This window comes from Vibrio nigripulchritudo (assembly GCF_027924785.1).
Lineage (GTDB): Bacteria > Pseudomonadota > Gammaproteobacteria > Enterobacterales > Vibrionaceae > Vibrio > Vibrio nigripulchritudo.
Genome location: NZ_AP027050.1, coordinates 121,931 through 135,433, shown reverse-complemented (window position 1 = coordinate 135,433; position 13,503 = coordinate 121,931). Strand labels below are relative to the sequence as shown.

Sequence of the window (13,503 nt, the reverse complement as noted above, 5' to 3'; positions counted from 1 at the left end):
CCTGAGGAACGCTACCCGCGAATCAGAAGATCAGCGGGCACAAACACACACGTGCTCAAATACAATTTGAGACACAGATAAAATCAGAGGTGTTTAAGAGCGAGGTGGGCAGCGATTACAGCCGATGTGACATAACGTATTCATGGCTAATTCCATTTAAATTGATGAATTTATCATCACACCAATTGCCGTTTTGGGCAAAGAATTTCAGAGCCTCTTTGCCTATTTCCTGATGTTGATACAAAATGCTGTTACCTCCGTTTCTGAACCCTGACACACAGTTATGCCTCCTACGTTTTCTCAAGCAGAACAAATGACACAGTGGTTATTGCAGGATAATATTCGCAAGCAGGCGCTGGAAACGGTTGCCAGGCTTAACCTTCCCCAATGTTATCTGGCTGCGGGTTTCTTGAGGAATTTAGTCTGGGACCAACTGCATAGCCGGGAAGAGAGCACACCGCTTAACGATGTAGATGTGATTTATTTTGCTCCAGAAGAAGCCGAAGAGCGATATTTGGAGTATGAGCGCATACTAAAAGAGACCATACCCTATCTTAACTGGCAGGTACGAAATCAGGCTTACATGCACGTGAGAAATGGCGACCAGCCCTATTCCAACACCATAGATGCCATGGGTTATTGGCCAGAAAAAGAAACAGCAGTAGGCGTTCGTTTAGCGTCGGATGATAGCTTCGAATTTACCTCTGCTTTTGGGTTCGAATCTCTGTTTAACCTCCATATCACTCACAACCCTAAGCGATGTCAGACTGTTTTTGAACAACGTGTCGCCAGCAAACATTGGTTAAAAAACTGGTCAAAGCTGAGTGTTATCCAAAAACAAAAAGGTCGGGACTGATCCCGACCTCTTGCTCATTTCATATCAATGATTATCGCTGAATTTTTACCGCATCATGCGCCAGCAAATTGATCATCGGATTGGCTTCCAGCACTTTCTCTTTCATCCAGTATGCCACCAGCAACCCGGCAAAGAACCCACCCAGATGCGCAGCGTAATCGACGCCCTGATTTGCCATGATCATGCCGAACAAGTTGAAACCTAACCAGATGATAAAGAACAACACGGGCGAAATCTTCTTCTGGAAAACCACAATCATAAACGTCAGGCTCGCATGACGGAACCACAGCAGATAAATCGCGAAGAACCCGGCAATCGCGCCACTTGCGCCAACAGAAGGGATCAAACCGTGCATATTGCTGAAGAAACTGACAAGAGACGCAGCAATACCACAGAAGAAGTACAATGCCAGATACTTCTTATGCCCGACGGCATCTTCAATGTTGTCGCCAACTACATACAGGAAGTACATGTTACCCGCCAGATGCATAAGATCCCCATGCAGGAAGGTAGCAGTAACCAGCGTCCAAAGCTCCCGACCTGCCAGAATGTCCGCTGGTGTCATGGCGAGATGCTCAATCACCCAGTCGGTCGTTTCATAGCTGAAGGCATAAAGCGAAAAGATGATGCAGTTAAGCGCTATGATTATCCAGTTACACCACGGTGTGGTCTTAGGCTTGAGGTTATATTCCACAGGCATTTGGGTTAAAAACTGGAACAGGTAAGTTTTCCAGCTGATTTTCTGATTGAGGTCGCCAAGCACCTTTCTAAGCTCTGGGCTACGCTCAACCGCTTCCAGCTCATCTTTGTCTATCCAGCTTCCGTCACAGTGTCGACAGACATCAATTTCATGTTGGTAGCTTTTTAGAAGGTGATGACGTTCCATCGGCTTTTCACAATCTGGGCACTGATACTCTGAAACGCCGAGCTCTTCTCCAAAGTGCTCGGTATAGCATTCGCCAACAGGACCATCATTTACTTCTTCAATAAGCCGGTTAACTTCATTTTTCTCGAACCAAAGACCACCACACTCTAAGCAAACATCAATTTCTTCACCTTCGTATTGCGTGGCTTTCAGGTAGGCGTTATCACACGCTGGACACTTCTTACTCATGATTTATCTCCCTTAATCGCACCAATTTCTACACCATTTTTTGACAGCTCTTTCTTGAGCTGATCAGCACTGGCGGCGATGTAAGGCAACGTATTTTGCTGCATATCATCGACAATGATTTGCAACTGCTGCCCCGCGTAATTCGCACCCAGCCGACGGGCTAAAGCGCGGTTAAGAAGATCGTCCGTTTGAGAATAAAAGCGGCGTGCAGAAGTGAGGATCTCATTCGGCGTTTCTAATGTGGTTGGGTTGTATTTCATGGTTTCCCAGATGTATTTACTCATATCCGGGCGGTTGTCTTTCAGTTCCTGCGCGGGCGCATTACGCATCAGATAGTCTTTTATGTATGCCTGCAAATCACGAGTGTTGTCCGACAACTCGTCGTGTAATGACATTCTGAGATAATAATTGTCTTCCATTTTACTGTAGGTATCGAAGGTCAGCGCCTGTTGTAGACCACTTTGCGCGGCCAGGTATACACCCACTATGGTCGACACAATCATAAACACCTGATTGAGCCAAAAGCCTGAGCTTTTTAGCTCTTTGTTATCCAACTGCTCTTTAAGTTTCAAAACAACGTCCTTTACTCTTTTTCTTTCTAATGAGGAAATCTCCCCATGCTCAGAAACGCAACTGAGCGCATAAATTCTATTGTTAAGTGACGTATCTAATAAAAATTGAAATAAAACGAGGAATTTTCAAAAGAAATGGAGCGGTCTCGCAGAAGTGAAACAATGCGATAAAAATCACGGAAAGATTTGGTTGATTTGGTTTAAGAAAGAAAACGTGTGGCACGAGCTTCGTGCCACTAAGAGTATCTTATTTTTCAGCTTCGCTACGAACTGCTTTGAGCAGCACAGAGGTATCCATTCGCCCTTCGCCTGATGCCGACAAGGCTTTGTAAGCATTGATAGTTTTCTCTGTCATCGGCAATGCCAACCCTTTTGCCGTTGCTTCGTCCAGACAGAAGCCTAAATCTTTGATCATCCAGTCGATGGCAAATCCGAAATCGTATTTGTCCTGCGCCATGGTTTCTGCGCGGTTTTCCATCTGCCAGGAGCCAGCTGCACCATTTTTCAGGCAGTTCACCAAAGTAGGTACATCTAACCCCGATTTCTCTGCCAAAAGCAGACCTTCTGAAAGACCATTCAGTACACCAGCAATACAGATCTGATTCACCATTTTCGCTCGCTGACCCTGACCGACGTTCCCCATCAGAACTGACGATTTTCCATACGCTTCAAAAACAGGCTGGAGTTTATCGAACAGGGATTGTTCGCCGCCGCACATGATAGTCAGCACGCCATTTTCAGCGCCAGCCTGACCACCAGAAACAGGCGCATCCATAAACTCTATCCCAGCCTCTTTGGCGGCCAGTTCAAGTTCTTCAGCAAGCTGAGCCGACGTAGTGGTGTGATCCACCAGAATCGCACCTTTTTTCATAAACGCCAACGCACCCGATTCGCTAGTCGTCATGCTTCGAACATCGTCATCATTCCCTACACAAGTAAGAACAACGTCAGCATCTTTCACACAATCAGCCACCGTTTCAGCAATGTTGCCTTTGTATGTTTCCTGCCAGAGCTGCGCTTTACTAAAAGTGCGATTAAAAACGGTAACGTCAAACCCCGCCTTGACCAAGTGACCTGCCATTGGGAACCCCATGACGCCTAATCCGATAAAACTCACTTTCATTGTTATTCTCCTTGCTTAGCGTATGTCACTTATAATGCACGTAAATACTGATGTAACCAATGAACAGATATAAAAAAACCGAGCACTTTGGCTCGGCTTTTCTGTCAATGTAAAGCTTACAGCTCAGCGTTGTGGTAAACCTGCTGAACGTCATCGCAATCGTCTAGCATGTCCAGGAACTTCTGGAACTTCTCGGCATCTTCGCCTGCAACTGGCGTATGAGTTTGAGGAACGAAAGTGATTTCTTCCACATCCAGAGTCAGATCTGGGAATGCACCGCTCAATGCCGTTTTCGTTTTGAAGAACTCAGTATGTGGAGCAAAAACTGTAATCACACCGTCTTCCAGCTCAACGTCTGTCACATCTACATCATCCATCATCAGCGTTTCCAAGATGATTTCATCGTCTTCGCCTTTGAACTGGAATACTGCCTGATGTTCGAACATGTGAGAAACAGAACCTTCTACACCGATTTTTGCACCCGTTTTAACAAAGCACTGGCGAACGTCCTGGAAAGTACGGTTGCCATTATCTGTCAGGCAGTCCACGATGACGCTTGTGCCGCCAGGACCAAAGCCTTCGTAACGTGCTGGCTGGTAATCTTCACCGCCGCCGCCATTTGCTTTGTCTAGTGCTTTATCGATAACGTGCGCTGGAACCTGGTCTTTTTTCGCTTTAGCAATCAGGTGCTTAAGCGACAGGTTCATATCCGGGTCTGAACCACCGTTCTTCGCACACATGTAAATTTCTTTACCGTACTTGGAATAAACTTTAATTTTTGCGCCTGCAGTTTTCGCCATTGAGGCTTTACGCACTTCAAAACTTCTTCCCATCGGGGTGTTCTCTCTAGTTCAATTTGGTACAAGTTGGTATTACTTGGGTGTTTAATTAAGCCACACCCATGACTCTTTTATACTTTTCTACCGACTGCTCGAATAATTCAATTTCCGACTCTAGCCTCAGTGTGGCTTTGTGCTCGGTCAGTACTTCTGGTCCCGCCTGAGCTTGTTTGATCTTCCACACTAAAAACGAAGCTTGCTTGTCGATTTCTACGGCATTTTTTTCTTCAGATGGAAGAAGTGAAAGGTTAAACGACATCACTGTGCCCTGCATCGATAGTTAGAAAGAGCAAGAATATAACACAGCCAGCCCATGAGGGTAGAGAGTTACAGGCGAAATCAAAAAGAAAAGTGACAGGAATCAAGTATGGCTTGGAATGAAATCCGCTTATTTTTCTACCCACTCTTTCCATCCACTCTGATTCGCGTGAGCTTGCTCCAGAAGGATACGAGGTAAAAAGTGAAGCAAAGTGCAATTAAAATCACAGGCAGAGCATGCGGGGCTTTGTGTGAAGTTACATAAAAAACCTGACCTAATTGGAGAGTTGCAGCCAAAGGCATTGCGACTAGCATCAGTCGTATTGAAAGCGAATACTGAAGAGGGTAACCAGTATGCTTCTGTCCCACGACAAGCATGATAACGAGAACCGCAATTGCAGCGGTTTCTGCAAACAGGATAAGAAGCGCCGACCCGTTATTTGATACACCCCAGATATTGCTAATGCCTGTGATTCCAAACCCTGTGGCAACCAAAAAGTAAAATGCGTAACCCGCCTGATAATAGGGATCGCGCCACGCTTTGGGGAGATGCCAGTCGTTCAGAATATTTAGAACCGCACAAGTGCAGGCAAGTGCTAACCAACCAGAGACGGAACTTTCCGGCATCCATAAATCGACAGCAAGAAAGAGAACAATGGTTCCGATGGCAAAGTTTCTTCTCGGCGGTCTTGCCAGATGACGCTGATCCGTCATGTCAAACCTTTCCAGCGCGTGATTAACAACAACCATAGACATGCGGCTGAACACAATCATCATCAATATGACAAAAACACCGCCCGATGCGATGAGCCATTGTCTTGTCAGGTCCAGATTGTCTTCAATCCAGAAGAAATAGCTGACAGGTGCACCTGAAAAATACAAAGCCAGATAATAGTAAAATATACGATGGCGAGCCTGCCTGTTATCGAGAATCGGACGAATCAGAACGGACAGCAACAGCAAAGAGAAGGCAACATTCATCAGTTGCATTGGAAGCACACCTATCATTGGTGATATCCAGCCGAGCACTCTTGCTGACACCCACAAAGCCACCAGTATAATCAAACGCCTTCCTGTAACACGTTCGGTGTCGGTCCAAGCTGGAAAAGCCGTTAAAAGAAAGCCAGCTATTACGGCAGTTCCGATACCAAAAATCAGTTCATGCATATACCAGACATTGGGCGATGGTGAAGCACCCACAACCGCATGCAACATCAGCAGAAGTGTGTAGCTGGTTGCCAGTAGAAAGAAAGGGCGAAAGCCACATGCATACAGCGGAACTCTGCTGTTAAAAAGATTTCTCATCTTCTCTCCCAGTCTGGAACGCCAACTTAACTTCCTCTGTTTTCATCAGATTCATGGCATTTGCATAGAGGTAATCCTGATCACGCTCTGTGCGGGGAAGGTGGCATTCGTAGGTATAAACCTGACGACCGGGGTTATCACTGAGCACCAAAATACGGTCTGCCAGTTTTATCGCTTCCATGAGATCATGAGTAATGAACAGCACGGTTAGCTTCCTTTGTTCGATTTCGGAAATTAAGAGTGAATACAGATCCTCTTTCAAACCAATATCCAGAGCACTAAAGGGCTCATCAAGAAGAAGCAGTTCTGGTCTTACAGCAAAGGAGCGAGCCATAGCGACTCTTTGCCTCATACCTCCGCTGAGCTCATGAGGGTATTTGTTTAGGTCCTCCTGCTTCAGCCCCACTTCCAGTGCCAGTTTGAGAGCTGCCTGATTGCGTAGACTCTTTCTCATCCCTTTGGCTTTCAAACCCCAGCCAATATTGTCTCTGGTGTTTTTCCAGGGCAGTAAACGGGTGTCCTGAAACAGAATGGAAGTGGTTTGGAAGCTGTTATCGATTTTGCCTTGGTCTGGCTGTAAAAGGCCGGATATCAGATTAAGCAGAGTCGACTTGCCACAGCCTGAACGACCCACAATCGCCATGACCTGTCCCTTTTCAAGATCGAAACTGATTTCCTCAAGCACTTGCCTGTTATCGAAGGAATGACTGAGGTTACGAATAGAAAGCCGTTTGTCTTTATTCACGCCACCTCTCCATGCGTCGTTTACAAGGTTCAAACACCGCGTATTCTGCAATCAGTAAGACCGTCACAATCGCGACTATCCATGCCATTGTCGCGGGCGTATCAATGTTCACCCGAGCTGCCGCAAGACCTGCCCCTACACCTGTATTGCTGGATAATAGCTCTGCCATGACGACCACTTTCCATGAAGTGCCTAATGCAGTTACCCACGACGGAAACAGATAAGAGAGTATGTGAGGAAGGTGAACATCGTAGAAAATCATCCAGCGTGATGCGCCAAAGCTTTGAGCCATTTCATTCAGCCTGGGATCCAGCGTTCTTGCCCCCTGAACGCCAGCGGCAAATGTGATGGGCAAAGTGGTGACGGTAACGGTAAATATAGGCGTGCTGTCACCTGCACCGAACCACAAAAGCGCCAGTACTATCCAGGCTATGGGGGGAATGCCAATCAGAATGGTGGCTAAAGGTCTCACCGCCATGGAGAGTGTGGCAGACAGCCCTGACAGTGTACCCAGCAGGCTTCCGACAACAATAGAAATACCAAACCCTATCAAGGCTCGGTAAGTCGTCACCCATAGATATTCTGTCGCCATTTCTTGCTGAAACAATTCAAACAGCTTTTCCAGAGAAGCCTGTGGTGAGGGCAGAATAAAATCGCCGTACACCTGATTTCCAAAATCCCACAGAGCAAAAAAGACCAGTATGCTGGCCAGAGCGCCAAACCCACTCCAGAGATAATGACAGGCTTGTCTCAGCCATTGCATTGGGAACGACACCTCTTACTGTATGAACGAACTAACAAACCAACGACTTAACCCAAATAGAAGTCATCAGGAGGCAACTTTCCACCAATGATTGCAGGATTAGACTCTGCGAGAATGGAGTAGAAACTCTCAATTTCCTGCTGAATGTCTTTTGCTTTATCCAGACCGAAATTACAGAATGGAATAGAGCGCTCAATGATTGGGGCTTTTAGTGTCATATAACTTTCGCCCAATCGACCGGCGCTGGTAGGGTTGTTTACCACCCAGTCAGTTGATCGGGTTAGAGCGGCGTTCAGGCGATCAGGTAGATCCGGCATTTCATCTAGAAGCGTGTCTGAAACCATCATCCCTGCCTGAGGAATTCGCGTGGGTCCGCCAGTCACTTCTCCCCATGCGCTTTGCAGATCAATAACACGGGTTGTTTTCGTTCCGGATTTCAGCCCTTTAAGTAGAGCTGCTGTGGCAGCAGGCTCGGGTAGAACGGCATGTTTAGCCCGACCAGACAGTAAGAGTTGCAGACCTTCAAAGGGAGAACCAACGTAGTTAAGGCGATAGTCTTTGCCCGCCTTCATGCCTTTTTCTTTCGCAATATGCTGGAATACCAGATCCGGCATATCAGCTTTAAATGGCATGACAATGTCCTGTCCTTTCAGTGCCTCAATAGACTTGATGTTCTCATCAACCGAAATCACATAGAGAAGTCCCCAGGTCATGATGTTCATAAGGCGAACTTTCACGCCTTTGTTGTATAGGTTGGCAGCGACGTAACTTGGCGTTCCCGCAAGCTCCCAGCGACCCGCAACAAAATTGGTTCTGAGTACATCGGGGTTTCTGTAGGTTTCAAAATTCAGTTGCTCTATCAGACCAGAAACCGCATTCGTTTCTGCGGAATGCGCTAATGTGACCGAAGGACCAACAGGAGGACCGTACATGGTGAGCTGCTTTCGCTTTTGACTTTCCTTCGCAAATGCCATTGCCGGAATCAGGCTGGTTCCCACCGCCGCCGCGCCCGCCAGGCCACAATGGCGTAAAAACGCTCGTCTTGTTGTATTCATTGATTTTTTCTCCTTAAAAATTGGCAGCAACAGCCATATAGACACTCCGTTTTGGCGCTTCAACAAACACCTTGTTGCCTTCCAGTGAAAGCTTCGCCATTGAGTCGTAAAAGCCTTGGGTTTGCCAATACACATCAAATGAGAATAATTCTCATCCTAATTTATGAGTTACGAAGGAGTACTTGATAATAATCAATCTGAGTTCTGGGTAAGGGATTGAGGTTGAAAACGCCTGACAGGTACTTACGGCATTTAGAAATTTTATTTGATGTTTGATACGTTATTTCATAACAACTTTTCATTCATGAAAAGTATGTAATGGATAAATTTATTTCCATTATATATAAAACTAAAAAATAATAGTTACTATATAACATAACAAAAATATCAATTACTTAAAAACCAATCGATTGCTTAAGGTTTTTCTTATTTTAAAATCAAAATAACATTAATTTATTTCTTGATATTAATTGAAGTGCGATCACATTGAAAAATGCCAATTTTAGGAAAATTAAGACCTCTGCCATGTTTTCTCTCTTTATCTGGAACCAAATGAAATTAGAGTCAAAGCTCTAAAAAACGCTCGAAACGAATCCTACTAGACTTAAAAATTAAATCTTTATTTACAATAAGTTAAAGATAAACAGGAGTTTATTACGTTTGGTATGTAAGAGAAGACAACGACTTATATGCTACCGAACTCGGGTATTTCGTCAAACCGCTAATGTCAAAAATATCAATTAAAGTCACAAGTAATGTATATCAATGGATGTAGGGAAATAAGAGCTAAGATTCTAACCTACGCACATAAAAATAGATTATATGCAAGTATCAGATACGAGATATAAATCCTTCTATTGTGAGTAAAAAGCATCTTTTATAAAATATTCCGCATTCCAGTAGGGGACATTTTTTTGTTGGGATTAATATTTCACTATTTTCAAAATTCACTAATTAATCTATATCAATGGATAAAGATAGAGATGCTATAGGTGCACAAGCCTATCTATCCGTGAATATATTCTACTTTAGTAAAATATAATACTTAATGTATTCAATATATATATATCAAAATATGCCTGTAAATAACTTATGGGTAGGGAGATCTTTATGAAAATAAAACCCATAGTTATTGCAACAGGGTTAGTTATTCCATTGTCTTTATTTCTTTTCAACAATATTGATAAAGAGAATTCATTAGCTGATGAACACACCAGTAAACCCCAAGAAACACATGCGGTAATAATCAAAGACGTGGCAACAAAAGAAGTCAACCTGCAACAAAAAGTTGCTGTGCCTGTTCATCGTTCACCCAACCCTGAAGTTGATGAACTGGCTCTATATACCGACGAAAAAGAGAAGAAATGGCGAGAACCCAGGCATGTGGAAGAAGTTTGGGTAGACATTAACCCAAGTGACACTCTGGATAAAATCAAGCCTAAAAGCTCTGCAATTGAAGCCATAAAAGCCATTGAATTTTCTAATGTTCCTGAGTTTAAAGCACTAAATCTCGGCGACAAGCTAACACTGAATTTACCCGACGATTCAAATATCGATATAGAGGTGGAGTCCAATGAATTTCAAAATGAGGGCATCCGGACTTGGTCAGGCAATTTCACTATTGACGATCAAAGCTATCCTGTGACCTTCACTTTTGGAAGCTCTTCAATTTTAGGTTTTATTGGTCACCCTAGTGGCTCAATTAAAATTGAAGGAAGAGGGAGAACTGCATGGATATATGAAGTACCCGACAGCCACGGTTACGATTATTAATAATGCAGATCAAATAAAAATAAATACGATTAAATATTAGGATAAAAAATGAATAAAACGTTATTAGCGGCGGTTATTACGTCGAGCCTTGTTGCGCCTTCTGTATACGCAACAACGAATATCGACATTCTGGGCGTTTATACAAAAGCCACTTCAGACTGGTTCGCAACGGAACAAAACAAAACCGAGCATATCACCCAGATCCAACACCGTTTCAATGTTGGTAACCAAATCCTTAAAAAGAGTGGGTTGGATGTCAAAGTAAACCTTGTTGGCACCAAAGAATACAACTACGACTCGGCTCCAGGCAGAAGACTTAATCAGGAAGCAGCACTAGACGCCATCACTCCAAGCTACAAACAAGATGCCATTTTCAGTGATATCGAGCAGGTTAGGAAAGAGAAAGGCGCCGACATGGTCGCGCTCTTCCGTAACCTGGATGTCAAAAACTCACCGGATTACGTAAGAGAAGGCAACACCATCAGCTTAAGCTGTGGTCTGGCTTGGGTAGTTCCTGCATTTCGATGGGATGCAAGCAATACGTCTTGGGTGAAAAGCCAGATGTACAGCCATTCTTATCTGAACGAATGTGGAGACGATACCTTTATCCACGAGCTGGGTCATAACTTTGGTATTAATCACGCTCGTGAACAATACACGGTTCCACCACATACACAAAATGGTACGGAAAAAGACGCGTACGGTTATGGTGTGAACGGTAAGTTCGCAACAACCATGGCTTATGGCTTCTTATTCAATGTTTACAACCGCTCTTACACGTTCTCTAACCCAGAGACACAGTGTGGCGATCAGGCTTGTGGTGTTAAAGATAAGTCCAACGCCACACGTGCCATTGGTCTGACAGCGCCGAAAATTGCCAACATCTACCAGAGCAAAGACGGTGGCACAGACACGACCGACCCTGTTGAACCAAAAGAACCACAGGAAACGAAGAATGTATTCAGTCTTGAATCGCCTGTTGCCGTTCCGGATCACACGCAAATAGAGATACCGCTTGAGGTTTCTTACACTGGTGAAGTCACGGAACCTACGATTGCGCTTGATATTGAACACGAGTTCATCGGTGATATTTCAGTAAGATTGATTGCTCCAGACAATGCCTACTGGGTGCTTAAGAAAGCAAACCGAAGTGACCGTGGCAAAAAATTCAATGTGACCTTCACTTTGCAAGATATGCAGGGCGTAGATGTTACTGGTCAGTGGAAACTTCAGGTTACCGATCACTTCCGTAATGATGTAGGTGTTGTTAAAAACGCTACTCTGACTTTGAAGTAACCAATAGAAACAGACAAGGCAGCCTATTAGTGCTGCCTTTTTAATCAGCTCTGACTATTGATAATATAATTATAATCGATTTTACCTTTCAAAAGGCAGATATTAATCTGTAAAAACAATCTAGCTACCACAGTTGTCCAGTTAGGTTGTCGCAATGTTTGCTGTTTTGTCTGGAAGGAATTTGATTATGAGTAAAAAATTAACGACTGCTGCAGGTTGCCCTGTCGCCCATAACCAAAATGTAATGACTGCGGGACCTCGTGGTCCACAACTGCTGCAAGATGTCTGGTTCTTGGAAAAGCTTGCCCATTTTGACCGTGAAGTCATCCCGGAAAGGCGAATGCACGCCAAGGGTTCTGGGGCTTACGGCACTTTCACCGTTACGCACGATATTACCCAATATACCCGAGCGAAACTGTTCTCTGAAATTGGTAAAAAGACCGAGCTATTTACCCGGTTTACAACGGTAGCAGGTGAACGAGGCGCTGCCGATGCAGAACGTGATATTCGCGGTTTTGCGATAAAGTTCTACACCGAAGAAGGCAACTGGGATCTGGTGGGTAACAACACCCCTGTTTTCTTCCTACGCGATCCTCTGAAATTCCCCGATCTTAACCATGCTGTAAAAAGAGACCCACGCACAAATATGCGAAGTGCGGTTAATAACTGGGATTTTTGGACCTCACTGCCTGAAGCCTTTCACCAAGTCACTATCGTGATGAGTGATAGAGGTATTCCAGTTAGTTATCGCCATATGAACGGGTACGGCAGCCATACGTTTAGCATGATCAATGCAGATAACGAGCGTTTCTGGGTGAAGTTCCACTTCAAAACTCAGCAAGGCATCAAAAACCTGACTGACGGGGAAGCCGGAAAGCTGATTGCTGACGACAGGGAAAGTCATCATCGTGACCTTTATGACAACATCGAAGATCAGAATTTCCCAAAATGGACCCTGTACATTCAGGTCATGCCAGAAATGGAAGCCGACGAGGTGAACTTCAACCCGTTCGACTTAACGCGAGTCTGGTCTCACAAAGACTATCCACTTATTGAAGTGGGAGAACTGGAGCTGAACCGTAATCCGGACAATTACTTTGCAGAAGTAGAACAGTCGGCATTTAACCCAGCTGCAATCGTCCCTGGTATTGGATTCTCACCAGATAAGATGCTGCAAGGCAGACTGTTTTCTTACGGCGATGCTCAACGCTACCGTTTAGGGGTCAATCACCACCAGATACCCGTGAATGCACCGCGCTGCCCAGTACACAGTTACCACCGAGACGGCGCAATGAGAGTCGACGGCAACTTTGGATCAACCATTGGTTATGAACCCAACTACAAACGTGAGTGGGAAGAACAGCCGGACTTTTCTGAGCCACCGTTGCGTATTTCTGGCGATGCTGATCACTATGACCACCGCGTCGATCAGGATTACTTTAGCCAGGCAGGTAACCTGTTCCGCATCATGAGTAAAGATGAACAGCAGCGTTTGTTTGAAAACACCGCGCGCTCTATCAAAGGAGTTCCGGAATTTATCCAGCAACGCCATATCGACCACGCGTATCAAGCCGACCAGGACTACGGAAGAGGGCTAGAAGCCGCCATACATAAAGCAAACCAGTCCTGATCTTAAAACCAAAACCGGCATTCAGAGCACCATACTCTTAATGCCGGATATTAAGGAGAAGAACCATGAACGAACGTGAATTTTTCAGCCTTTTCAGTCAAGAAGATTTTTTTATCTTTTTCTAAACAAAAACAGCCTGACATAGTCAGGCTGTTTGGGTTCTACTCACACCAA

Annotated in this window: 13 protein-coding genes; 4 read left to right on the top strand and 9 right to left on the bottom strand. The window is 44.7% G+C overall.

Annotated features, from left to right (window positions below; translation table 11 throughout):
- The first annotated feature begins 313 nt into the window (after positions 1–313).
- Complete coding sequence (locus QMG91_RS18935; RefSeq protein WP_281831476.1) at positions 314–856, top strand: nucleotidyltransferase family protein; 543 nt, start codon at positions 314–316, stop codon at positions 854–856.
- A gap of 31 nt (positions 857–887) precedes the next feature.
- On the opposite strand, the gene QMG91_RS18930 is transcribed toward QMG91_RS18935, so the two are convergent.
- From QMG91_RS18930 to QMG91_RS18890, 9 genes are all read right to left on the bottom strand, one after another.
- Positions 888–1,970 (bottom strand): rhomboid family intramembrane serine protease, encoded by a 1,083-nt coding sequence (locus QMG91_RS18930; RefSeq protein WP_004405681.1) that lies wholly within the window; start codon positions 1,968–1,970, stop codon positions 888–890.
- A complete protein-coding gene (locus QMG91_RS18925) occupies positions 1,967–2,542 on the bottom strand; it encodes a hypothetical protein (RefSeq protein ID WP_004405679.1) in 576 nt (191 codons plus the stop codon). Before QMG91_RS18925 ends, QMG91_RS18930 begins: the two co-directional genes overlap by 4 nt.
- A gap of 247 nt (positions 2,543–2,789) precedes the next feature.
- On the bottom strand, positions 2,790–3,665 hold the full coding sequence (locus tag QMG91_RS18920; RefSeq protein ID WP_281831475.1) for an NAD(P)-dependent oxidoreductase: 876 nt from the start codon (positions 3,663–3,665) through the stop codon (positions 2,790–2,792).
- Positions 3,666–3,781: 116 nt separating this feature from the next.
- Positions 3,782–4,498 carry a YebC/PmpR family DNA-binding transcriptional regulator gene (locus tag QMG91_RS18915; RefSeq protein ID WP_022560619.1) on the bottom strand — a complete coding sequence of 239 codons (717 nt, stop codon included), beginning with the start codon at positions 4,496–4,498 and terminating at the stop codon, positions 3,782–3,784.
- A gap of 55 nt (positions 4,499–4,553) precedes the next feature.
- Positions 4,554–4,763, bottom strand: a complete 210-nt coding sequence (locus tag QMG91_RS18910) for a DUF3283 family protein (RefSeq protein WP_004405674.1) — start codon at positions 4,761–4,763, stop codon at positions 4,554–4,556.
- 137 nt (positions 4,764–4,900) lie between these two features.
- Positions 4,901–6,067 (bottom strand): NnrS family protein, encoded by a 1,167-nt coding sequence (locus QMG91_RS18905; RefSeq protein ID WP_281831474.1) that lies wholly within the window; start codon positions 6,065–6,067, stop codon positions 4,901–4,903.
- A complete protein-coding gene (locus QMG91_RS18900) occupies positions 6,051–6,812 on the bottom strand; it encodes an ABC transporter ATP-binding protein (protein ID WP_281831473.1) in 762 nt (253 codons plus the stop codon). Before QMG91_RS18900 ends, QMG91_RS18905 begins: the two co-directional genes overlap by 17 nt.
- Entirely contained in the window at positions 6,805–7,575 is a 771-nt protein-coding gene (locus tag QMG91_RS18895) for an ABC transporter permease (protein WP_281831471.1), read from the bottom strand. The genes QMG91_RS18900 and QMG91_RS18895 overlap by 8 nt, the downstream gene beginning before the upstream one ends.
- A 47-nt stretch (positions 7,576–7,622) precedes the next feature.
- A complete protein-coding gene (locus tag QMG91_RS18890) occupies positions 7,623–8,630 on the bottom strand; it encodes an ABC transporter substrate-binding protein (protein WP_281831469.1) in 1,008 nt (335 codons plus the stop codon).
- 1,110 nt (positions 8,631–9,740) lie between these two features.
- Between QMG91_RS18890 and QMG91_RS18885 the strand changes: the two genes are divergently transcribed.
- The 3 genes from QMG91_RS18885 (at position 9,741) to QMG91_RS18875 (ending at position 13,329) form a co-directional block, all read left to right on the top strand.
- The gene (locus QMG91_RS18885) at positions 9,741–10,403 is read left to right on the top strand and encodes a hypothetical protein (RefSeq protein WP_281831467.1); all 663 of its coding nucleotides are present in this window, start codon (positions 9,741–9,743) and stop codon (positions 10,401–10,403) included.
- A 48-nt stretch (positions 10,404–10,451) separates the two neighbouring features.
- Positions 10,452–11,699 (top strand): zinc-dependent metalloprotease family protein, encoded by a 1,248-nt coding sequence (locus QMG91_RS18880; protein ID WP_022560612.1) that lies wholly within the window; start codon positions 10,452–10,454, stop codon positions 11,697–11,699.
- Between the two features lie 187 nt (positions 11,700–11,886).
- Positions 11,887–13,329, top strand: coding sequence for a catalase (locus QMG91_RS18875; RefSeq protein ID WP_004405661.1), 1,443 nt, complete (start codon positions 11,887–11,889; stop codon positions 13,327–13,329).
- Positions 13,330–13,503 lie beyond the last annotated feature (174 nt).